23 protein-coding genes are annotated in these 20,942 nt (G+C 67.9%); 14 read left to right on the top strand and 9 right to left on the bottom strand.

Going from position 1 to position 20,942, the window contains the following annotated elements; all coding sequences use genetic code 11:
• Positions 1 to 115: 115 nt before the first annotated feature.
• The 3 genes from ACFWI9_RS07570 to ACFWI9_RS07560 all read right to left on the bottom strand — a co-directional run bounded on the left by ACFWI9_RS07570 (position 116) and on the right by ACFWI9_RS07560 (position 1,608).
• Complete coding sequence (locus ACFWI9_RS07570; protein WP_387159633.1) at positions 116 to 271, bottom strand: FxLD family lanthipeptide; 156 nt, start codon at positions 269 to 271, stop codon at positions 116 to 118.
• A gap of 129 nt (positions 272 to 400) precedes the next feature.
• The gene (gene fxlA / locus ACFWI9_RS07565; protein ID WP_387159631.1) at positions 401 to 550 is read right to left on the bottom strand and encodes an FxLD family lanthipeptide; all 150 of its coding nucleotides are present in this window, start codon (positions 548 to 550) and stop codon (positions 401 to 403) included.
• A gap of 587 nt (positions 551 to 1,137) precedes the next feature.
• On the bottom strand, positions 1,138 to 1,608 hold the full coding sequence (locus ACFWI9_RS07560) for a hypothetical protein (RefSeq protein WP_387159629.1): 471 nt from the start codon (positions 1,606 to 1,608) through the stop codon (positions 1,138 to 1,140).
• 511 nt (positions 1,609 to 2,119) lie between these two features.
• Here ACFWI9_RS07560 and ACFWI9_RS07555 point away from each other — a divergent pair.
• Positions 2,120 to 2,947 (top strand): helix-turn-helix domain-containing protein, encoded by an 828-nt coding sequence (locus ACFWI9_RS07555; RefSeq protein ID WP_387159628.1) that lies wholly within the window; start codon positions 2,120 to 2,122, stop codon positions 2,945 to 2,947.
• Positions 2,944 to 3,189, top strand: coding sequence for a DUF397 domain-containing protein (locus ACFWI9_RS07550; protein ID WP_387159626.1), 246 nt, complete (start codon positions 2,944 to 2,946; stop codon positions 3,187 to 3,189). The genes ACFWI9_RS07555 and ACFWI9_RS07550 overlap by 4 nt, the downstream gene beginning before the upstream one ends.
• 146 nt (positions 3,190 to 3,335) lie before the next feature.
• Here ACFWI9_RS07550 and ACFWI9_RS07545 read toward each other — a convergent pair whose 3' ends face one another.
• From ACFWI9_RS07545 to ACFWI9_RS07520, 6 genes are all read right to left on the bottom strand, one after another.
• Positions 3,336 to 4,151, bottom strand: a complete 816-nt coding sequence (locus ACFWI9_RS07545; RefSeq protein ID WP_387159624.1) for a hypothetical protein — start codon at positions 4,149 to 4,151, stop codon at positions 3,336 to 3,338.
• 6 nt (positions 4,152 to 4,157) lie between these two features.
• Positions 4,158 to 4,484 (bottom strand): hypothetical protein, encoded by a 327-nt coding sequence (locus ACFWI9_RS07540; protein WP_387159623.1) that lies wholly within the window; start codon positions 4,482 to 4,484, stop codon positions 4,158 to 4,160.
• A gap of 70 nt (positions 4,485 to 4,554) precedes the next feature.
• Entirely contained in the window at positions 4,555 to 4,860 is a 306-nt protein-coding gene (locus ACFWI9_RS07535) for a hypothetical protein (RefSeq protein WP_387159621.1), read from the bottom strand.
• Positions 4,860 to 5,915 (bottom strand): major capsid protein, encoded by a 1,056-nt coding sequence (locus ACFWI9_RS07530; protein WP_387159619.1) that lies wholly within the window; start codon positions 5,913 to 5,915, stop codon positions 4,860 to 4,862. The genes ACFWI9_RS07535 and ACFWI9_RS07530 overlap by 1 nt, the downstream gene beginning before the upstream one ends.
• A gap of 13 nt (positions 5,916 to 5,928) precedes the next feature.
• Positions 5,929 to 6,348: a head decoration protein gene (locus tag ACFWI9_RS07525; protein WP_387159617.1), complete on the bottom strand. Its 420-nt coding sequence runs from the start codon at positions 6,346 to 6,348 to the stop codon at positions 5,929 to 5,931.
• A 148-nt stretch (positions 6,349 to 6,496) separates the two neighbouring features.
• Complete coding sequence (locus ACFWI9_RS07520) at positions 6,497 to 7,174, bottom strand: hypothetical protein (RefSeq protein ID WP_387159616.1); 678 nt, start codon at positions 7,172 to 7,174, stop codon at positions 6,497 to 6,499.
• Between the two features lie 436 nt (positions 7,175 to 7,610).
• On the opposite strand from ACFWI9_RS07520, the gene ACFWI9_RS07515 reads away from it, so the two are divergent.
• The 12 genes from ACFWI9_RS07515 (at position 7,611) to ACFWI9_RS07460 (ending at position 20,813) form a co-directional block, all read left to right on the top strand.
• A complete protein-coding gene (locus tag ACFWI9_RS07515; RefSeq protein WP_387159615.1) occupies positions 7,611 to 8,543 on the top strand; it encodes a hypothetical protein in 933 nt (310 codons plus the stop codon).
• A 242-nt stretch (positions 8,544 to 8,785) separates the two neighbouring features.
• Complete coding sequence (locus ACFWI9_RS07510) at positions 8,786 to 11,263, top strand: heavy metal translocating P-type ATPase (RefSeq protein ID WP_387159613.1); 2,478 nt, start codon at positions 8,786 to 8,788, stop codon at positions 11,261 to 11,263.
• A gap of 290 nt (positions 11,264 to 11,553) precedes the next feature.
• On the top strand, positions 11,554 to 11,769 hold the full coding sequence (locus tag ACFWI9_RS07505) for an SHOCT domain-containing protein (protein ID WP_387159611.1): 216 nt from the start codon (positions 11,554 to 11,556) through the stop codon (positions 11,767 to 11,769).
• 738 nt (positions 11,770 to 12,507) lie between these two features.
• Positions 12,508 to 13,239 carry a hypothetical protein gene (locus ACFWI9_RS07500; protein ID WP_387159610.1) on the top strand — a complete coding sequence of 244 codons (732 nt, stop codon included), beginning with the start codon at positions 12,508 to 12,510 and terminating at the stop codon, positions 13,237 to 13,239.
• 88 nt (positions 13,240 to 13,327) lie between these two features.
• Positions 13,328 to 14,218, top strand: coding sequence for a F510_1955 family glycosylhydrolase (locus ACFWI9_RS07495; protein ID WP_387159608.1), 891 nt, complete (start codon positions 13,328 to 13,330; stop codon positions 14,216 to 14,218).
• 127 nt (positions 14,219 to 14,345) lie between these two features.
• Complete coding sequence (locus ACFWI9_RS07490; RefSeq protein ID WP_387159606.1) at positions 14,346 to 14,789, top strand: hypothetical protein; 444 nt, start codon at positions 14,346 to 14,348, stop codon at positions 14,787 to 14,789.
• A gap of 99 nt (positions 14,790 to 14,888) precedes the next feature.
• Entirely contained in the window at positions 14,889 to 15,818 is a 930-nt protein-coding gene (locus ACFWI9_RS07485) for a hypothetical protein (protein WP_387159604.1), read from the top strand.
• A 233-nt stretch (positions 15,819 to 16,051) separates the two neighbouring features.
• Positions 16,052 to 16,477 (top strand): hypothetical protein, encoded by a 426-nt coding sequence (locus ACFWI9_RS07480; RefSeq protein WP_387159602.1) that lies wholly within the window; start codon positions 16,052 to 16,054, stop codon positions 16,475 to 16,477.
• 88 nt (positions 16,478 to 16,565) lie between these two features.
• The gene (locus tag ACFWI9_RS07475) at positions 16,566 to 17,228 is read left to right on the top strand and encodes a hypothetical protein (RefSeq protein ID WP_387159600.1); all 663 of its coding nucleotides are present in this window, start codon (positions 16,566 to 16,568) and stop codon (positions 17,226 to 17,228) included.
• 379 nt (positions 17,229 to 17,607) lie between these two features.
• Positions 17,608 to 18,894 (top strand): aminotransferase class V-fold PLP-dependent enzyme, encoded by a 1,287-nt coding sequence (locus tag ACFWI9_RS07470; protein WP_387159599.1) that lies wholly within the window; start codon positions 17,608 to 17,610, stop codon positions 18,892 to 18,894.
• A gap of 762 nt (positions 18,895 to 19,656) precedes the next feature.
• A complete protein-coding gene (locus tag ACFWI9_RS07465; protein ID WP_387159597.1) occupies positions 19,657 to 20,061 on the top strand; it encodes a DUF6153 family protein in 405 nt (134 codons plus the stop codon).
• A 125-nt stretch (positions 20,062 to 20,186) separates the two neighbouring features.
• Positions 20,187 to 20,813, top strand: coding sequence for a DUF305 domain-containing protein (locus ACFWI9_RS07460; protein WP_387159595.1), 627 nt, complete (start codon positions 20,187 to 20,189; stop codon positions 20,811 to 20,813).
• Positions 20,814 to 20,942: the final 129 nt, after the last annotated feature.

The raw sequence follows: 20,942 nt of genomic DNA, 5'->3' as shown, positions 1-20,942 counted from the left end.
CGCCCCCGCCACCCCCCGCGGGGCTGGGGCACCCCCGGGGGGGGGGGGCTTGTGCGGGGGGGGCCGCGCCCGGGGAGCCCCGGGCCCGGGCCACCGTCCTGGCAGTGCCGGGACGTCAGGCGACGGTGCTGTTGCACGCACCGCAGGTGCTGCCGCAGTTGTCGTCCGTGAGGTTGACCAGGCTGGCCGTGTCGGCGAGCTCCAGCACGGTGACGTCCAAGTCGAACTGCGACGTCGCCTGCGGGTTCACGTTCGTGAGATCGCTGTCCACTTTCACTCCTTGGATTGGGTTTTCCGATGAGATGGTGCGATCGCCGACACCCCTACGGGGCATGGGCGTACCGGCACGGAATGCTCGACAGCGGTGACCGAGCTTTTCGACCGGCGGTCTGGGGTGCGGTCAGCCGGTGCACGAGTCGGTGGACGTGGCGCCGCAGCCTCCGTCGGAGGCGGCGCTGACGTTGGCCTGAGGGCTGGCGTCGATGATGCGAACGTCCAGGTCGAACTGCGAAGGCGCGCCGTCGTTCACACGCGCGAAAGTGCTGTCCACTTGCGCTCCTCTCAAGTGCGGCGGGCTTGAGGTGCTGCCTGCCTTGGATTCGGATCGAGCCGGGGCCTTCGCCGTCACTGGTGCGCGTGGCGGCACCGCCTCCCCGCCGGGGAGGAAGAGGTCCCGGTAGGGACTGTCGCCGCCGCGCCGACACGGCGGCCACAGCCGTCTTGCGGGCGCCCCAGCGGCAGGTAGCAGTCGTCACCGCTGGCCGGGGAGCCACATCTCGGGGACTAGGGACCGCGGACGACCATGGCCCACACCAGGGAACCGACGACGTACAGCGCCGGGAGTGAAATCGCGACCGACATCAGGGCCGCACCGGGGTTCCGGCGCAGGCGACCGGCAAGGCGCCGTAAGCGACTCTTCGAAGGGCGCGACCGCTTTCCGGTCACTGCGTGTCCAGGACCCGCACGCGCCGGGCGCCAAGGTCGCTGGAACCTCCCGGCGGGACCAGGAACAGGTCCGTGGTGAGCGGGGCTGCCGTGTGGGCTGCCGAACGTGTCCGCCACGCATGACGCGGGGTTCGCAGCGGCAGGCTCGGCCGGGCTTCGGGAAGCACAGCAGGCGGCGCTTCCACCCGTCCCTCAAATATCATCTTCATCCTCCAGTGCTGGAAGAGCCGCGACCTTCACGAGCGCGTCACGGCCGAACATCACCTCGGCCAACGCCTCGTAGGGACACGGCCCAGGCTTGTAGGCATTCAGAGCGGAACGCAGAGCTACCGGGTCGGTCAGCCGGAGGCCGACCGGTGAGTGCAGCCAGTAGCAACCGCCTTCTGCGGTGGGTACGAAATGCGTGAGCGGGGGAAGCCGGACGGCCATGGGGGCGCTCAGGCACAGTCCGTACTGATGACCTGCCCAGACGCGGGCGGTGCCCGGCTTGACGAGCCAGTACAACCACGGCCCGGACGGATCAGCGATCACAGGTCCGCACCCTGGCGGAAGTGCGGCGTCCACCGCAGCGACCATGGCCGGACCGACGTCCTCGCCGCCGGTCATCACCACGTCGAACAGCGTTCCGCCGAGCATCACGCACGTCTCCTCGTTCGCGTCCACCGCCCGCCGCCAGCTTGTTCGCTGCTGTGTCCGGGTCCGCATCAGAACTCCTCCGCGGTGGGGAAAGTGCACGAGCCGTTAGTTCGCTCGAATGTCTTTTCCATCGTCATGAGCCCGTCGCGGTCGGCAGTTCGGGACCCTCTACCGAGTGCGCCCGCTACCCTCCTGACTGGGATGACGGCCCGCCGCACAGCAGCGCATCGCGCGCACTCGGTTCACCGCGGCACACCTTCGAAGAGGCGACCTCTGCGGCTCAACTAGCCTTGCGCACACCCCAATTAACATTCAAGGGAGTGCACGCACGAGTTGACCCCTGCGTCCACATTGGCAAGTGCCAAGTAGCCGACAGAAGCTGTTGCACGGGAGGCAGAGCATGCCAAACTCCGGACTGAACCACCCGGCTGGCAGACAGCTACGCTGTGTGGCCGGACTGGGGCCTCGATCCGATGAACAGCACACCGAAGTGAGGGGACAGGTGGCCGCACGACGAGGACCGACATACCTGCGGGTCATGCTCGGCAAGGAACTCCGAGCCCTACGCGAAAGAGAGCCTGGCCGAACGGCTGAGGGAGTCTCCACAGCTCTCGGCTTCTCACGTTCCAAGATCAGCCGTGTCGAAGCAGGCGACATCCCCCTGCCCAAGCTGGCAGACCTCGAAAAGCTCATGGACTACTACGAGGTTGAGGACCCCGACGACCGTGACGCGCTGTTGAAGATGCAGCGGGACTCCTTGAGTAAGGAGCCCTTCACGACCTACCGCAACGTGCTGCCCTCTGGTCTGCCCATGTATCTCGGCCTGGAGCGCGATGCGATCAAGGTACGGGGGTACGAGAACAACGTGGTGCACGGGCTCCTCCAAGAGGAGTCGTACGCGACGGCACTCGGGATGTCCGCGAAGATCGTCGAGGAGCGCACCACGGACTTCGTTGAGCAAGGAGTTCGGTCGCGGATGGACCGCAAAGAGCTTTTCGCATCGGGCGGCGCCGAGGTGCACATAATCCTGACTGAGAACGCGCTGCGCACGCTGGTCGGGTCGCCCGAGGTAATGCGGGCGCAGTACGCAGAGATCATACGTCTCAACGAGTTGGACAACGTCGAGGTGCAGATCATTCCCGAGGATTTGCCTACCTACCGAGCCGCGTTCAACTTCACGGTACTGGAGTTCGTGGACCTCGATCCTGTGGTCCAGAGCGACAGCGCGAAGGCCACCACCATGTGGTCGAAGGCATCGGACGTGGGGCAGTACCAGCGTCAGTTCGACGCCATGGTCAAGTCAGCTCCGGGCCCGAGCCAGACGCCGCAGTTCCTGCACGCCCTCGAAAAGAAACTATGGAAATGACACATCTCAATCACTACCCCGCCTCCACGGACCTGGCCCCCGAAGAGGAGTGGACTAAGTCCTCCTACAGCTCGCAGGACAACGGCAACTGTGTCGAGACCACGGTGCGGTCCGCTGCCGCCGCCAGGTCTGGCCTGGTCGGTGTGCGCGACTCCAAGAAGAAGGACGGCCCTGCGCTGGCCTTCCCCGCATCGACATTCTCGACCTTCATCGAGTCCGTGCGTACCGGCGTCTTCGACTAGGGCGTTGTCGATATCTGACCCGCCGGCAGAAAGGCGGTCCCCCGCAGGAGTAATGCGGGGGGCCACCTCCCTCGCCATACGTTGACACACGCGTCCGACGGAGGAGCCACGGAGTATGCCTGCTGTCTCCTGGGCCTGCCGCTGCCCTACTGCAAGGAGTCATCCGGCCTCGGCCCAAATCCCCGCCGACAACGCGGGTGGGAGATCGGCCACTCCGCCGCCTCCTCGACGGTACGCACCGTCCGGTTGGCTTTGTCGGGGTCCTGATGAGACGTCCATCCACAGTCGAACCCGTCGTAGACCTCGACCATGCCGACACCGGCCTGCCGTGTTTGGTTGAGGGTGCCAGCGTTGTAGGCGACAGCCGACTTCGCCAAAGTCGCAGACTCGGCCCAAACCCGCACAGGGACGCGTGCCCCATTCCGGTAGACGACGTACGCCAGCTTGTGCGCACTGGCGAGTCGGTCGGCGAGATTCTTCGCGGCCTGCTTCGCGGTCATGTTGCCTGCGGCCAGCAGCGGCACTTCGCGTCGGGCCGCTTCCCGCGCCGCGCGGTAGAACTGGCTGGCCATCCGCTCAGCCTCTTCGGAGCGCCGTAGGAAGTCGGCGTAGGAGTCTGCCGCGAGCGACTGGAGTGCGTCACGGTGAAACGCTGTCCAGGTGAAGGTCGCTCCCAGGGCCTCGGCAGCGGCTCGCCCGCCTTTCTCGTACTGGTGAGGAAGCTGCCGCTGTACGAACTGCCGCGCCTCCTGGTCCACGCGCCGGCGGAAGTCGGCGATCGCCTGCTTGAATTCCTCCAGCGTCGCCACCGTGTAGTACGTACGCGAGTTCTCGGCGAACCTGGCGATCACCTCCTGTTGCTTGGCTTCGAGGCGCTGCCACGCGTCCTCAAGTACGACGGCGACACGGCGCGCGATCACGTCGGGGTCACCAGGCACCAGCGGCGGCCACTCGTAGGGCACAGCCGCCTACCTTGTGCGCGAAGACGGGAGGAGCGGCGCGGTGACCAGGTCAACGCTGGCCTCCCCTGCTGCCGGGTCATCCGGGGCGACGAGTTCAGCCAGGCCCGCGATCTGACGTTCGAGTCCGGCAAGGTTGTTGCTCTGGTCGATGGTGACCACGCCGTCGACCGTCATGCGTAGCGGCTCAGCGAGCAGCTTCGCGCGGCGCTCGGCGAGGACTTCGGCGGCGACAGCTCGGGCTCGACCGAGACGTGCGTAGCGGTCGGCGAGGTCCTGTTCGTCCGTGGCGGTGCCGAGCTGCGCCCGCAGCCAGGCGAGGAGAGACGGGTCCATCACTGCTCCTGTGTGGCTGTCGCCCGTCCCCACCCCGTGAGGAGTGGGGACGGGCGACGATGTCGGGTGCTTACGCGTCAGCGTCGGCGGACTTCCTGCGCCGCCGCGGCGTCGGCTGCGCGGGCTCCGTCTTCGGCTCGGCCTCGGCCTCTGGCTGGGGCGGCGTGCCAGCGAAGCCGAAGGGCTGCGGGTCGTCTTCCGGCTCGTCCCGCTCGGACTCCTCCGCATCGGATGCCGACTCGCCGTTCTCCCACGCGTCCGGATTGGTGATCTCGGCGGCCAGGTCATCGTCCGGCTCGTCGCCCGGCGCCAGCACGACCCACTCGCGTGACGTGGGGTGCTGGACGTGCACGGCTGTTGCAAGGCGGCGGCCCATCAGATCACCTTCGCGACAATGTGAGCGTCCGGCGTGTGGAGCACGGGCATACCGACCGCAGCGCCCTTGGTCCAGATCTGCACGGGGTCGTCCTGAGCACCACGGGTGATGATGATGCCCGGACGGTCCTCCTTGGTGATCTCCGGGTTCGAGCCGCGCGACAGGGCCAGACCCTCGGCGGTCACGCCGAAGATGGTCTGCCCCCACTTCGTCCGGTCCGGCGGCAGCATGATCCACCGGTCCTCGGGAATCACCTTCGTCTGGACGCCGTCGACCCTCACCTGCCCCTTGTAGAAGGTGATCGGGGGCAGGCCGTAGTTGTCACGGACGACGTTGATCTGCTGCGGGGTGAGCGTGGCGGTCGGCGTGTTCGAGGGGTTCACGGAGCCGTAGTACGCCGCCCGGTAGGCGTTGTTGGCCGCCAGGAACGAGAACGCCTTGCGGCTGGTGACCACCAGCTCCGGGAACGGGGCGCCCCGGTCATCGAGGTACTGGATCCATGCCAGCTCGTCCTTGATCGGGTCGGAGGTGGGGTCCGACCACAGCTTGGGAGCGGTCGGCAGGTTGCCCGCCGGCACGCCCCAGTCGACCTCCGTGGTCAGCCCGTTCTCCGCGACGAGTGAGAACTTGCCGTCGACCAGGACGTCACCCCAGGCCAGCTCGACTCGGGAGCGGATCGCCTCGACGTGCCGCTCGGTGTCGTCGTACAGCAGCTCGATCAGCCGGTCCTCATCGGCGCCCCGGGACGCTTCCAGCAGGATCTGCTCCTGCTCGCCCACGAGGAGCTTCTGACCGAGTGGCGGCAGCATGCCCTCGCGGGTGGTCTGCCACGCCTCGCGGGATGCGAACGGCACGGACGCGTCGAAGGCGCGGTACTTCGCGACGTTGACGTACCGGCCGTTGTCCTTGACTCGCCACTTCACCTCGTCCTGCTCGAAGGTCGGGATGATCCCGCCGTCCTTCGTGAACAGGTGGTCCGCAGGCGAGGGGATGGCGCGAGCGAAGGTCGTAAGGTCGCGGGCGGATACGTTCTTGATCAGGTCCTGAATGGTCATCGTCGGTCGCCTTTCACACGTACCGGATCTGCGGGCCGGTCACCGACGGAGTGACCTTGGTGGTGTCGATGCCGCCGGGGACCTTCGCCGCGACCACGACGCCGTGCCACAGGAGCGCGGCGGGTACCTTCGTGGCGGTCGGCGCGAACAGCGTCTCGGCGAAGACGTGACCGGCGAGGTTCTGGCGGCCGTCGGCCGCCGCCGGGTCGAACGCCCCGTACAGGCCGCTCGCCGTGATCTTTCCGACAGGCACGCCGGACAGGACCCGGCTGTACGGCTGGGTGGTATCGGTCGAAGCGGCGGTATGCGTGCCCGCGGTCAGCTTCGACAAGTCGAGCGTGATGGTCTCGGTGGAGTCGGTGCCGTGCAGCGACGCGAGCCAGGCCCGGTCGGCGGTGTACGACGTCGACGTGGTGATGGGCTGGAGTGTCACAGCCGTCCTCCCGTGGACGTGAAGCGAATCGGGTTCGCGCGCTCGCCTGGTGGCGGCGCCGTCCACGGGAGGTGTGAGGGGCGTGGTCCCCATGTCCGGCTATCCCGCCGGTGGGGTCATGGGTGCGCCATGACGTCGCTGGGCCTGGTCAGCCGGTGACGAATCCTCGGCGTCGGGCCATCTCCAGTCCGGCCGCGCCAGGCTTGGGCGGGACACCGCCGCGCGAGGGCGGTCCCCCGGCGGGGGAACCGCCGGGGGCGGGCGGTGTGGCGCCGCTGGTCTGGCCGAACAGTTCGGGCCGCCGCTCCCTCAACTGCTCAGCAGCCGCAGCGACCGCTTCTTCGTCGGCGTCGGGCTGGTCATCGAGCGCCCGGTCGATGAGGAGGACCGCGTCGCTGAGGTCGTCTCCGGTTGCGCCGAGTCCGGCGAGGGCGGCGCGTCGGATGGCGGCGCGTTCCCTGGCAGTAGCCTGCGCCTCGCGTGCCTCGGCGGCCCGCGCCTTCTCCTCGGCGGCCTGCTCCCTGCGTTCGATCTCCGTGAGCGCGGCCTGCTCAGCATCACGCTTGGTGGCGACGAACTCAGTCAGCGCCTCAGGGTTGTCGAAGCCGAGATCGCCGAGCAGCTTCTTCACGGCGGCACGTCCGCCCTGCGTCTTCTCTCGGGCCAGCAGCCGCGACAGGTCCTCCTGGGTAACGGTGCCACCGCCGTCGCCTTCTGGCTTGTTGGAGTCGTCCTCCGGCGAAGCACCGAGGATCGGAAAGATCGGGCGCCCGTCACGGCGGAGCCCTACCGGCGCGAGCGGGTCGGGGAGCGAGTGGCGCGTCATGCGTGAACCATCCAGGTCTCCAGCGCCCCCACGCCGAAGATCAGTTTAGCCATCCTCGCCAACGGGCCGTTTCCTCATGGGGCCGTATCGAACGCGATGGAGCACGTCAGTCCGGTCTGTCCACCAGATCCTCAAACTGGGGGCAGTCCACCGCGTGCCACTCGAGCACGAAGACGTCTGTGCCGCCTTGTACCACTTCTGCATGCCACGGCAGGCAGCCTGTGCAGGGCCAGATCTCGTAGGGCGTACCGCCGTCGCTCCGTGCCTGGAGGTCAACCGATCCAACTGGGACCGAGTACGTAACGTTCTCGCGCGGGCTCGACTCATCGGCCATGCCCCAAGTATGTGTTGATCCACCCCACCACGGGGCCGAGTTCACTTCACGAGCCCTCGCCGTTCGTCAGCCAGGGCGCGCGGTCTTGCGTAGGCTCTGGTCATGGGAGCGGGCATTCAGCGTGAAGACTTGGCTCGTGCAGAAGAGACCATTCGCGACTTCACAGACGCGGAACTGGCTGTCTCGGAGGCTCAACGGCGGCTGGAGGGCTCGAAACGGCTAGTGCTGGAGCGGGTCGCTGAACTTCGCGTCCTGGCAGCGGCCGTTCATGACCCAAACCTGGTCGGGGTATTGCGGCACGTCTACTGGCAGCAACGCGGCATCAGTGCGAAGTCGTTGGCTGAGGCCGCCGGCTTGTCGCTCCAAGAAATGCTTGCAGTCATCGGCCCCTGCCCATCTGGTGTTCCATGCTCTGCCTGCGGCATTGACCTTCTGCGAACAAGTCGCTCTTGGGCTCCCAGCCGATACGGCCCCCCGCTGTGCAAGCTGTGTGAGACACGTCAGCGTGAGGTGAATTCGCGCGAACGACACGTTAAGGAACTCCAGGCCCGCTTCATCGGCGGAGCGCCCGTCCAAGCCACGGCTCAGGAATGGCAAGCAGCCGCCACCATCGTGCTCGCCTACCCCCCGTTGTCCCAAGGCTCGGAGCCAGGAAGCGAGGAAGATCGCAAGGAGGGCATCTGGCTCAGCTGGGAGAACGCCAGGAAGGTTCGAGACCAGTTGATCAGTGCAGCTTCCACGGAGAATGTTCCTTTCGACATCCCTGCCGCATCCGCCCGGATGCTAATTGAGTCTGCCTTCAAAATGGCCGGATGGGATACGGCCCGCACCCGCGATCTTCTGGATCCCATCACAGCCGAGACAGCCCATGCCCTGCTGACGCGCCTCAATCGAAGTCTTCAAGCCGTCGTAGCAGCAGCACAACAGCGCGTGACGCAGATCTACCCGGACACCTACGAACCGAATGATCAGGAGATCCGGTCGCTCTGGAATGACGGTCCGACCTGGTGGGATCACCTGCACCAAAGGACTTAGCTTTCCGTACCCGTCCGACGGTGTGCGGCCCCGCTCCCCCGGAAACCGAACACATGACGCATGGCATTGCATCACCCCTTCTCGGTATAGCGCCCCGCAGTCACGGGTGCGGAGGGGCTCGGGTTGACCGGCGGGTTCCTGCCCTGCGCGAGACACTGGTGCTGTGGGCGAGCCACTGTCGCGGTGCTTCGGATAGGCGTGCGTCTCGGCTGACAGTGCCGCGGCCGTAAGGAGCTGTGACCATGTCCGACTTCCCAGGCGCTCATAGTCAACGCCAGTCGGCAGCTGAGCCCAAGGAGCGCAGCACAGCGGTGCTCGATGTGCGGGGCCTGAACTGGGCGTCGCAGCAGAGCACCGTCGAATCGGTGCTCGGTCGTCGGCCTGGCGTACTGGACGTCGAGGTGAACCCCGTCGCGCAGGCGGCCACCGTCGTCTTCGATCCACGCCGGACGTCGCTGGCCGAGCTGCGGCGATGGGTGACCGACTGCGGCTACCACTGCGCGGGGCAGGTAGTGCCATCCCATATCTGCGACCCCATGATCGAGCCCGATCCGCCAGGGCACCCCACGGGCGGCCCGGCGGCGACTGCTGAGCCCGCGGCTCCTCAGCCGACCGAGCCGCAGCCGGTCGAAGCACCTGCGGCCCCAGAGGACCTGCGCTCTCCGGACGAGATGATGGGCCACGGCGGCCACGCCGGTACGTCGATGGAAGCCATGGTCGCCGATATGCGCAACCGCTTCCTCGTGGCTGCGCTCTTCTCCGTTCCGATTGTGATCTGGTCGCCGATCGGGGAGGAGGTTTTCGGTCTTGAAGCGCCGGTGCCCTTCGGGCTACGGCAGGACGTGTGGGCGCTGCTGCTGAGCCTTCCGGTGATCTTCTATTCGTGCGCGATCTTCTTCAGTGGTGCAGTGCGGGCCCTGCGCGCCCGGACGCTCGACATGATGGTGCTCGTCGCCGTCGCGGTCGGCGCCGGATGGCTGTACTCCCTGGTCATCACGCTGAGCGGGGGCGGCGACGTCTTCTACGAGGCCGCCACGGTGCTGGCGTCATTCGTGCTGCTTGGTCACTGGTTCGAGATGCGAGCCCGGGGCGGCGCCAACGACGCGATCCGCACCCTGCTCGACCTCGCCCCGCCACGCGCAGTGGTCTTGCGCGACGGAGAGCCGGTCGATGTACCGAGCTCGGACGTCGCCGTCGGGGATCTACTGCTCGTTCGCCCCGGCACCAAGATCGCCGCAGACGGTGTCGTGGAGGAGGGAGAGAGCGAAGTCGACGAGTCAACGGTAACCGGCGAGAGCCTGCCGGTGCACAAGTCCCCTGGCTCACCGGTGGTCGGAGCCACGCTGAACGCGAACGGCACGCTCCGGGTCCGCACTACCCGGGTCGGCTCCGACACGGCACTCGCTCAGATCGTCAAGCTGGTCCAGGAGGCGCAGAACTCCAAGGCGCCGGGCCAGCGACTGGCCGACCGGGCCGCCTTCTGGCTGGTCCTCGTCGCCCTCCTCGGCGGCGCGCTCACCCTGGCCGTGTGGCTGCTCGCCACCGACCGGCCGTTCAGCGCCGCGATGCTGTTCGCCATCACCGTCGTCGTCATCACCTGCCCCGATGCGCTGGGACTCGCCACCCCTACCGCGATCATGGTGGGTACGGGTCTGGGTGCCCGGCGCGGCGTCCTGTTCAAGAACGCGGCCGCCCTGGAGGCATCCGCCGGCATCCAGACCGTCGTCATGGACAAGACCGGCACGCTCACCAAGGGAGAACCCGAGGTGACCGAAGTGGTGGTCGCGCCGGGAGCGGACGAGCGCGAGACGCTGCGCCTGGTGGGCGCCGTGGAACGGGAGTCCGAACATCCATTGGCCGAAGCCATCGTCCGGTATGCGCAGACTCAGGGGTCACCTCCGTCCGCTGCACGCCACTTCGAGAACGTCCCCGGTCACGGAGCCACCGCGGTCGTAGAAGGCCACCGCATCGCGGTTGGCAACCGCCGGCTGGCACTACGCGAAGGAGTCGAACTCGGCCCTCTCACCACCCGGCGTGAGGAGCTTGCCGCAACGGGCCGCACCGTGATCATTGCCGCAGTCGACGGACGAGCGGCGGCGCTGATCGCCATCGCCGACGCACCCCGGGAGACGTCGGCCGCCGCTGTGTCCGAGCTGCACGCCCTCGGCGTTCAGGTCGTCATGCTCACGGGTGACAACAAGGCCACGGCCGAGCGGATCGCCCATCAGCTGGGCATCGACACGGTCATCGCCGAGGTCCTTCCCGGCGACAAGGCGGCCAGGATCGCCGCACTGCAGCAGGAGGGCCGGAAGGTGGCCATGGTCGGGGACGGCGTCAACGACGCGCCTGCTTTGGCCCAGGCCGACCTCGGCATCGCCATCGGGGCCGGGACAGACGTCGCCATCGAGACCGCTGACGTCGTACTCATGCGCTCCGACCCTCTCGACGTGCCGACCGCCCTGCGTATCGGCCGGGGCACCCTGCGCAAAATGCGGCAGAACCTCGGCTGGGCCATCGGTTACAACGCCATCGCCCTGCCCATCGCCGCAGGAGTCTTCGAACCCGCGACCGGACTCGTGCTTCGCCCGGAGATCGCGGCCCTGACCATGTCCGGCTCCAGCATCATTGTGGCCATCAACGCACTCGCTCTGAAGCGCCTCCGGCTCCCGCGGGAAGCGCCAGCCGCCGTTCCCACCTCTGCGCCCGATCTCACGCGATGACTTCGAGAGGTCGGCCCTTACCGCCCGCACCCGGGTTGCCTTTCCAAATTTTGATTCCAGTTTGGGCCGCAGCTACCCGCACTGTCACCTGTACCCGTTGTGGCCGACCCAGTGGGGGCTGATCGGGTCACCAGCCAGGAACCATCCGGCCCCAGCCCACCGCACGACGCAGCGAGACAATGCAAGTAAGGACAGAGCCTCTATCGGATCGAACTCGCACTCGATGAAGCAGGTGAGTGGCGATGATGTTCTGGTTCGACCATGACCTCAGTGGATGGGGCTGGTTTGCGATGTCGCTCAGCATGATCCTTTTCTGGGCGCTGATTATCACTGCGGGCTTCCTGCTCTTCCGAGCCCTGAACAGCGCCCACGAGCACACCCACACCCCCGTCGCGCCCACACCCGAGCAGATTCTCGGTGACCGGCTCGCCCGCGGGGACATCAACGAGGAGGAGTACCGGCGCCGCCTCAACGCCCTGCGTTCCGGCCCTGCCGCCAAACCCTGAACCGCCTGTTTCCTCTGCCTCCAGGCGACGGAGACCCAGCCTTGCGACCGGGACCAGGAGGCTCGCGTGGAGGCCAGATGTGGTCCCCTCGGCAGTGCCCCGAGGACACCGAGGGCAGAGCTACGGCTAGGCTCGGGGGCATGGTCACGGCCTGGACGCCATCCAGCAAGCTTCGTACCGGTCCCTCGGCCGGTCCGCTGCGCGTGCTGTGGCTGATGGTCCTGTTGTGCGGCTTGCTCTACACACACGGCGTGAGCGCCGAAACCGCCGCGAGTCACACGACCACCAGTGCCGGGCCTGCAGCGCACTTCGTGCCAGACCACCACGCGGCGCCGGAGGACGCTCAGACCACGTCGGGTGATGACAAAGGCGGACAGCACTCCCATCCGGCCGGTGAGTGCGTGTCCGGGCAGCCGCAACAGGGGGCCGGCCTGTCGGCTCCTGCTCAGGCTGTGCTCGAACTGCGGTCGTCCTGCCTTCTGACCAGGGTAGGGATCTCCACGCTCCCCGGCGTCCGGTCGGCGCTGCCTCCGCCTCGAAGTACGGCGAACTCGGTCATTCAGCGGATCTAGATTCCGGCGTCCCCCGCGACCGTTGCGGGAAGGCTGCTTCTGCCATTCCCAGCGCAGTCGGCACAGCGCGTGACGCTCCCCTGCACCTGCAGGCGTCCCGCTGTCTTCCCCCTTTTGCCATGCCACGGCGCCGCCACGCCCGCCGACCCGCCAAGGAGCCATGCCCTTGCCCGCGCTTCAGCTCACAGACAGCCCTGCACCCACGACGAACGCCGCCCACGCGGGCGGGCGGGCCGCACTGCGCAGAGCCCGCATCCGCCGGAACCGCCGTATGTCCCTGTCCGCCCGCTACCTCGGCTACGTCGGCTACTTCGTCGGTGCGGGCCTGATCAGCGGAGCGGTGGTCCACCACCCGCTCGACCCCGATCGCTACACGCGGATCGCCTTCTACGGTGCCCTGGTCTTCCTGGCCGCCACCGTCCTCAACGAATTCGTACTGCCCCGCGACCGGCCCGGTTTGCCGCGCATGCTGGTGGTGGTCGCGGCCTCGCTCATGCTGTCCTTCGGTATCGGCATGCTCAGCGGCGGTCTTCAGCACTTCGATGACTTCCCAGAACGCGGCGCCGTCCTCGTCCCGCTCGGCCTGACCGTGTCCTTCATCGCGTACGTCATCAAAGATGCGGACACACCATGGCAGCGGATCTTCAGCCTGGTGGGGTTGAGCGTGCTCATCACCGCCACCGTCGCGTTCTTCGGCCTGCGGCACGTCGCTGCTTCCATGGGCGCGCCTGGGGAAGGCGGCGGCCACAGCCACGGCACCGCCGAAGAACCGGAGCACGAGCAGGAGGCACCGAGCAGTACGTCCGCGGTGCCAGATGCGCCCGCCCCCAGTGCCTCCCCGACGAAGGGGGGCGGCGGTGAAGCCGCCACGGGACATGACGACGGCCACAGCCACTGACAGCACACCGCAAAGGCGGCAGGAAGTCCGGTCCCTGCCGTCCGGGCCCGACGACGGGTACGCCACCATCCCAGGCAGGACCAGGAATATGAAGAACACTCCCAAGCGGCCTCTCGCCGCCACAGCAATCCTCGCGCTGGGGCTCGCTCTAACTGCCTGCTCCAACGACTCCGATAGCAACTCCGCAACCGGCACCACCACCCCGGAACCCTCCGCTGTGGTGCATGGTCATGTGCACGGGCTGGGCATCGACCCTGCCGACAGGCGGCTCTACGTCGCCTCACACGAAGGCATCTTCACCCTGGGAGAGGACGGGGCAGCCCAGCGGGTCGGCACCAGCCAAGACGACTTCATGGGCTTCACCATCGCCAAGGCGAACACCTTCCTGGCCAGCGGACACCCTGCCCACGGCACCAGCGGCCACAGCAACCACGGTTTGATCCAGAGCACCGATTCCGGCAAGACGTGGAAGACCCGCTCCCTCGCCGGCGAAGCCGACTTCCACGCCCTCGACTACGCCCACGGCACCATCTACGGCTACGACAGCACCAACGCCCTGCTACGCGTCAGCAAGGACGGAACGGACTGGGCTGACCGGGCCAACCTCCAAGCCCTGGACATCGCCGTCAGCCCCCAGGACCCGGACACCGTGCTCGCCACCACCGCCGACGGACTTGCCAAGAGCACCGACGGCGGAACAACCTTCGCCCCGGGAAAGCAGCCCATGATGGCCTTCCTGTCATGGGCGACGCCCACGGCGCTGTACGGGATGGACGACTCGGGCGGGCTCAACCGCAGCACCGACGGCGGCGCCACATGGCGTAAGGCGGGCTCGGTGCCGGGCGGCCAGGCGCAGGCGCTCACTGCGGTCGACGACCAGCACATCCTGGCCGCCACCCACACCGGCGTCTACGAGTCGCGGGACGGTGGCAACAACTTCAGCAAGCGGTTCGCAGTCGAGGCAGGAGACGGCCACTGATCATCATGCGCCGGTGAGCGGACCGTCTGGACGGCGTACGGCGAAAGTCGCGTCCGGGCCGCTCACCGTACTCTCGATGGAAGCTACGACAGAACGCAGAACAGACTCCGTGAGCGAGAAGGGGCCAATGGCAGCAAGCAGCACCCGAAACAGCAGCCCGGCAGCAGCCCGGCTGCTGGCGGTATGTGCGCTGCTCACCGGTCTGTTCCTCATGCACGGCAGCCCGGCAGCCGCTGAAGGCTGCCACGGCGATGCTGCGAGTGCCGCGTCCCCGGCAAGCACGGCGGTGGCGCCCGACCACAGCATGAGCACCTCGGCAGCCCCGCTTGCCGGTGACTCCACCAGTCGGGCGGTTCGCGCCGATATGCCGTCCCCTGCCCATCACGCGGTGTGCGTGTCCACTCCCGCCCACGGCCCGGTTCTGCTGCCCGCCCTCGCAGTCTTCGCGTTGGTCGGGACGGCCGCGATGTGGGTGCTGACCGGCCGAACGACTGGCCTGTCCGCTGCTCGCCGGCGGGCGCCGCCGGGTGGCCGTCCTCTGCTGCTTCAGGTGTGCATCGCGCGGACGTGAGCAGGCCGTGCCCGACCCCGAACGGGGATCGGGCCACGCCGTCCTGCTCGCTTCCGCGCCGCTTCGCGGCCGCGGTTTCCCGAAAGAGACCCAACCCTTATGTCTGCACACCCTCGTCCCCTCTCCTCGCGTCGTCGAGCCCTCGTGGCGGTCGGCACAGCCGGCGTGCTCGCTCTGACTCTCGCTGCCTGTGGCGGCTCGGGAGACGACTCCACGCCCGGCATGGACCACGGCGCCAAGGCACACGCATCTCACGCTCCTTCGGCCACGGACGCGGCGGGCCACGACATGGCGGGCATGAAGCACATGGCGTCCGGCGACGGCCTGGCCGCCGAGAAGAACGGCTACCGCCTCAGCTCCACCTCCCCCAGCCTGCCCGCCGGCAAGGCAACCGCCTACCGGTTCGCGATCACCGGCGCTGACGGCAAGCCAGTGACCGAGTTCAGCGTCGAGCAGACGAAGCGGCTGCACTTCTACGCCATCCGCAGCGATCTCACCGGCTTCCAGCACGTCCACCCCACCATGGCTTCCGACGGCACCTGGACCGCACCTCTGACCGCGCTGCAGCCCGGGACCTGGCGCATGTACGCGTCCTTCACCCCGGACAGCGGGCCGGGCAAGGGCGAGGGCTTCGTCCTGAGCACCAGCGCGACCGTTCCCGGCACCGCATCCAGCACGGCCCTTCCGAAGGCGTCCGCCTCCACCACCGTCGACGGCTACACCGTCACCGTTTCCGTTAGGCCCATGGAGGGCATGGCGCGTCCACTCACCGTCACCGTGACCAAGGACGGAAAGCCGGTCACCGACCTGGAGCCCTACCTCGACACCTACGCCCACCTGACGGCCTTCCACGCCGGTGACCAGGCCTTGGCGCACCTTCACCCCGAGACCGAAGTCTTGGGCGGACGGGGCGGGCCCAGCCTGACCTTCCACGCCGAACTGCCCAAGGCAGGCGACTGGCGGCTCTTCCTGCAGTTCCAGACTGCCGGCACGCTCCACACCGCAGCCATCACCATGAACGTCGGCTGATCGCACGCCGGGGGGGGGACGTAACCGTGCTCTCGCCCCCGGCGTGGTCCTCTCGCTCAGGCACCTGCGGGTCTGACGCGGAGCCGGTGCATCGGCCGGGTGACGCCGGAGACGATGTAGGAGACGTGGAACTTCCTGCCGCATCCACATCTGATGTGATCTTCCTCTCATCAGGGGGTGGGGAATCCTCCTGTTGGCAATCTCGCTACCAAGTCCGCCTATGGTCGTGACGCGTGATCTCAGGCAAGGTCCGTCGCGGCCACCACGGGGGAGCGTTGCTGCTGGCAACGGTCTTCGCGCTGGTGCTTGCCGTACTCGCGATGCACGCCCCGACGTCACATCTGCAAGCCCACAGCGGGCACGCCGCCGCGTTGCCGCTCATCGATGCCGGGGACAAGGCTCAGCATGCTGCCCCCGCAGACGCCACCAAAACACCGGACCGCCCGGACGGCGAGTCCCCCTGTGACCACGGCGGAGCCGGAGAGATATGCCTGGCGCTGCTGTGCATCGTCGCCGCCCTGCGTGTGTTCGCCCTCATGCGCGGGGGCTCCAACCGCGTCCTCGACGCGCTCCGCCGATGGGCAGCACCCACGCACCGCTGGATCGGCCGCACTGGCGACCCACCGTGCCTACACCAGCTTTCGATCCTGCGCTGCTGAGAGCTGCACCAGCGTGACGCCGCACCACTGGTGTCGGCGCAGCTTCTGCCTGCTCTCACACAGCAAGATCTGAAAGGCCCATATCCACATGACCACCGTTCTCGAGCCCGAGCGCCACCAGACGCCCCCCTCGAAACATCGCCGCCCCACCTTCGACAAGAAGGCACTCCCGGCTCGCTACAGCGGCCAGATGCTCTACTTCATGGGCGCCGCCCTCATCGCCGGCGCAGTCGTCCACTACCCGATCAATCCGTCGCTGTACACGATCATCTGCGTAGTCGGCGCCTTCGTGTTCCTCCTCGGCACCATCGTCAATGAGTTCGTGCTCGCCGACGAGCGTCCGGCGCTGAGCCAGGCAGTCTCGCTGGTCGCGTTCTCCCTGCTGCTGTCCTTCGGTGTCGGCCTGGTCGGCGGCGGCATCCAGCACTTCGAGCAGTTCCCCGAGCGCAGCGCCTGGATGACCCCCATCGGCCTGCTCATGTCGTACGTCGCGTTCGTCGCCAAGGACTCCAAAGGCCGCTGGCGTCACCTCGTCAGCCCGTTCGCGGCCCTCGTCGTCGTCATCGCGGCCCTCGCCTGGCTGGGCATGACCGCCCTCGCCGGCACCATCAGCTCCGACGGCCACAGTCACGACCACGGCTCCACGACCCAGACCCCCGCAGAGCCGGACCAGGCTCCCGCCAAGCAGGACCCCCCTGCCAAGGCACCCGCCGAGCCGACAGAGGATGGACATACGTCCCATAGCCACTGACCCCCGATCCGGCAGCTCGTAGCGTTCTCGCGGGCCCAAGCGGGACCACGCTGGCCTATGGCTTGCCCTGCCGTCGGCGGCTCGGGTTGCGGCGTGCCCTTGCGGGCATGCCGCATCCCGAGGCGTTCTCCAGCCGGTTCTGCTCCGCCGGTGATCGTCCTCGGCTCGCCGCGGCGGGTGCGGCCCTTGACCCAGGACATGGCCTGGTCAGCTGCCTGGTCTCTTCGGGTGGTCTGTGCTGTGCCGCTTCTTGGCATAGGCGCTTTTGGGTAGTGGTGCTTTCGGCACCCACAGCCACTTTGCGTAACCTTGCCGCCACAAGGGCACCGGACAGCTATTCCGCCACCGCTCCGCCGGTCGCGGTGCAAAGGGGTGCTGGATGTCGATGACGAGCCGGCGCGATCTGCTGGCGAGATCTGCAGGAGCGGTGGCGGTCGCCCTCGTACCCAGCGCCGACGCGGCAAGGGTGAATTCACCACGGGAGGGGCCGGTCACTACAGTCGACGCGCGCGTGGACTGGGAGGCCTTGCGGGCGCAGTTTCGTCTGGAGCCGGGATGGGTGAACCTCGCATTGTTCTACCTGGCCTCGCATCCGAAGGTGGTGCGGGATGCGGTAGATCACCTGAGTGCACAGGTCGATGCCAATCCTCTTGTGGTGCCCACGGGGATGGCGCTGCCCGACGGTCCGACCGGATGGCCCCGGGTACGCCAGGCGCTCGCGGCTTATCTCGGAGGCCGGGCCGAGGACATTGCGATGACGGCGAGCACGAGTATCGGGCTGGGTGTCGTCTACAACGGCGTCGTGACCCGTCCAGGACAAGAGCTTCTGTTGACGGAGCACGACCATATCTCCCATCGCACCGCCGCCCGGTTGGCCGCCGAAAAGCATGGCAACACAGTGCGGCTGGTCTCCTGGTTCGCCGATCCGGCCACCGCGACAGCGGACGGCATCGCAGCGGCAGTTGGCGAGGCGATGCGCCCAAACACCAGAGTCGTGGGGATCACCTGGGTGCAGTCCAGCACGGGGCTTCGGATGCCGGTGCGTGCGGTGGCCGACGTGGTACGCCGGGCCAATGAAGGACGCAGTCCTGCCGACCGGTGCCTGCTGGTCGTCGACGGCGTGCACGGGCTGGCGGCAATCGACGAGGATGCCGCCGGTCTGGGCGCGGACGTGGTGGTTGCCGGAACGCACAAATGGCTGTTCGGCCCCAGGGGAACGGGGCTGGTCTGGGTGGCGCCGGACGTCCTCGACCAGCTGCGGCCCACATTCGTGAGCTTCATCAGTGGCGAGGGAGCAGCGCCCTTGTCGCCCGGCGGTTTTCTGGCGTTCGAGCATGCCTTCGCCCTACCGGTGGCGGTGGCGCTGCATGAGCAGCTGGGCCGAGCACGCGTCGCCACCCGCATCACACAGCTGTCGACCAGGGTGAAACAAGGACTGAGCCGGATCCCCGGGGTCACCGTGCACACTCCTGCCGACCCGGAACTGTCAGCGGGCATCACCTGTTTCAGCGTGGCAGGCCACACCCATCAGCAAGTCGTCAACCACGCCGCCACCAACCGCGTGCGGCTGTCCACCTTGACCTATACCCGGATCGGTACTGCCGTCATCAACACTCCAGCCGAGATTGACACCGCACTGAACACTCTGGCTGACCTCACCCGCTGAAAACCGCCGGGCCAACTATGCCTCTCGACGATCACCGTCACCTAGGGGCAGGGCCAAGACAGGTGAGGCCGAGCTTGACTACCCCATGCCGACGATGATGAAGGGCAGCGACGTTCCGGGCCAGCAGATCATGGGCGATGACCGTGTCGGTCCAGCTACCGCCCTCGACGGAAAGCGAGGAGCGCGACAGAGCGGATGAGAACTCGGCCCAGCCCGCGAGCGCGGTCTGCGGCTCGGGTCGGGTCGGGTCGGGTCGGGTCGGGTCGGGTCGGGTCGGCCAGTCAGGCAGACCAGGTGAACCCGGCCAGTAGTGCAAACAGGCGGAGGACCGCCCCTGCGACACCTCCAGCGGCCAGCCCAGCGGGCCACCCAGGGTTCCGGTCCCAGATGCGCCGCGAACATGCCGAAGATCGCCAGCGCGCGGGCCAGATCCAGGCCGATAGGACGCCCCGGCGACGAGGCCCGGAAAAGGGCGAGTCGTCCGGCGGTGCGGTGGACGACACAGCCGACAGCCCGCGGTGTCATCCGTCCGGCTGTGACGGCTGTCCGGAGGCGTCGGGAACCGCCCCTGTCCAACCGGCTGACCTGGCCCGTCTCGTCCCCGGTACCCCTTGAGCGCGGCACACGTCAGGCGGCCGTCCGACCTCCGCGAACAGAGGTCGTCCTCGGTTCGCGGAGGCCGCCCGTTGAGGGTGCTGGTTCGGTCGCGCCTTCCTTCGTCGGCCGGCTACGGCAATGGAGACCCTGAGGCGGACCCGTACCATGGGCCTCGTGTCCTTTGCCGCGCCGTCGACAGACCACCGCGCCGGGCGCGTATTCGCGCTGCTGGTGATGGTGGTGCTGGCCGGTGTGCTGGGCATGCACGCGCTGGCTCCCGGCGGTGTGCCTACGGCGCAAGCCGTCTCCGGCCACGACATGGTGACCCACCCCACGACGGCTGTCCCTGAGGCGAGCCCTGGGTGCTCGCACACCGACGGCGGAAATCATCTGGATCACGCGGACGCGATGTGCGCGGCGGCCGGAATCGGTTCGCCGTACGCACCCCCCGCACTGCCGGCCGCCGTCGGAGCCGTGCCGACCGCCACTGCGCTGAACGGCCTCGACGAGACGGCCGTGACCGGCCGAGCTCCTCCTGACCTTTCTAAGCTGCAACTTCTGCGGATCTAGAGCGGCCCGCACGGCACCACCTTGCCCAGGACCCTCCCGGGATCGGTGCCGTGCCTGTGCACGCCCTCTACTTCCGTCAATTCCGCGCGCCCTGCCCGGGGTGCGCGTCAAGGAGTTGCTCCAGCATGATCCGCACGAAGCGTTCCCTCATCCGCCGTACAGGCGCCGCTATCGCCGCTGGCGCGGCCGTGCTCGTACTTGCCGCTTGCGGCGGCAACGGCGACAGCCCGGCCAGCGACGAAAGCCGCACCACGTCCCCGTCTGCCGACTCTTCCGCGGCGCAGGAGCAGCATGCTGCTGCCGACGTCGCGTTCGCCAAAGGAATGATCCCGCACCACCGGCAGGCTGTGGAGATGGCGGACCTCGCCACCTCCCGTGCCGAGTCGGCCGAGGTGAAGAAGCTCGCCGCGGACGTCAAGAAAGCCCAGGACCCGGAGATCAAGACACTGTCCGGGTGGCTGACGTCCTGGGGCGAGGAAGTACCGGCCGAGGGCGCTATGGACCACTCCATGCACGGCATGGAAGGGATGATGAGCCTCGACGAGATGAAGCAGCTGGAGCAGGCCTCCGGCAAGGCCTTCGACACCGCGTTCATGGAAATGATGATCAAGCACCACGAAGGTGCCGTGGCCATGGCGAAGACAGAGCAGGCCGAAGGCACCTACGAGCCCGCCAAGAAAATGGCAGGCGCCATCATCACCTCTCAGACCGCAGAGATCACTCAGATGAAGAAGCTGCTCGGCCAGGGCTGACCCGGCACGGGGGCGGGGGCGCGCCCCCCCCCGCCCGGGGGCGGCCCGGCGCCCCCGACCACCCCGGCGCGCCCCCCCGCCCCCCCCGCCCCCCCCACGGCTCCCACCAGCCCGAGGAGCTGCCCCGGC

Origin of the sequence: Streptomyces sp. NPDC127084 (assembly GCF_042724175.1) — a bacterium.
Taxonomy (GTDB): Bacteria; Actinomycetota; Actinomycetes; order Streptomycetales; family Streptomycetaceae; genus Streptomyces.
The sequence above is the reverse complement of the archived record's forward strand: the minus strand, read 5'-3'. Positions and strand labels throughout refer to the sequence as shown.

Coding starts and splice junctions, on each gene's coding strand:
- ACFWI9_RS07485 (WP_387159604.1), top strand. CDS start 14,889: ATGTCTGCACACCCTCGTCCCCTCTCCTCGCGTCGTCGAGCCCTCGTG.
- ACFWI9_RS07555 (WP_387159628.1), top strand. CDS start 2,120: ATGCTCGGCAAGGAACTCCGAGCCCTACGCGAAAGAGAGCCTGGCCGA.
- ACFWI9_RS07490 (WP_387159606.1), top strand. CDS start 14,346: ATGGCAGCAAGCAGCACCCGAAACAGCAGCCCGGCAGCAGCCCGGCTG.
- ACFWI9_RS07550 (WP_387159626.1), top strand. CDS start 2,944: ATGACACATCTCAATCACTACCCCGCCTCCACGGACCTGGCCCCCGAA.
- ACFWI9_RS07510 (WP_387159613.1), top strand. CDS start 8,786: ATGTCCGACTTCCCAGGCGCTCATAGTCAACGCCAGTCGGCAGCTGAG.
- ACFWI9_RS07530 (WP_387159619.1), bottom strand. CDS start 5,915: ATGACCATTCAGGACCTGATCAAGAACGTATCCGCCCGCGACCTTACG.
- ACFWI9_RS07470 (WP_387159599.1), top strand. CDS start 17,608: ATGTCGATGACGAGCCGGCGCGATCTGCTGGCGAGATCTGCAGGAGCG.
- ACFWI9_RS07475 (WP_387159600.1), top strand. CDS start 16,566: ATGACCACCGTTCTCGAGCCCGAGCGCCACCAGACGCCCCCCTCGAAA.
- ACFWI9_RS07505 (WP_387159611.1), top strand. CDS start 11,554: ATGTCGCTCAGCATGATCCTTTTCTGGGCGCTGATTATCACTGCGGGC.
- ACFWI9_RS07520 (WP_387159616.1), bottom strand. CDS start 7,174: ATGACGCGCCACTCGCTCCCCGACCCGCTCGCGCCGGTAGGGCTCCGC.
- ACFWI9_RS07465 (WP_387159597.1), top strand. CDS start 19,657: ATGGGCCTCGTGTCCTTTGCCGCGCCGTCGACAGACCACCGCGCCGGG.
- ACFWI9_RS07540 (WP_387159623.1), bottom strand. CDS start 4,484: ATGGACCCGTCTCTCCTCGCCTGGCTGCGGGCGCAGCTCGGCACCGCC.
- ACFWI9_RS07460 (WP_387159595.1), top strand. CDS start 20,187: ATGATCCGCACGAAGCGTTCCCTCATCCGCCGTACAGGCGCCGCTATC.
- ACFWI9_RS07535 (WP_387159621.1), bottom strand. CDS start 4,860: ATGGGCCGCCGCCTTGCAACAGCCGTGCACGTCCAGCACCCCACGTCA.
- ACFWI9_RS07515 (WP_387159615.1), top strand. CDS start 7,611: ATGGGAGCGGGCATTCAGCGTGAAGACTTGGCTCGTGCAGAAGAGACC.
- ACFWI9_RS07495 (WP_387159608.1), top strand. CDS start 13,328: ATGAAGAACACTCCCAAGCGGCCTCTCGCCGCCACAGCAATCCTCGCG.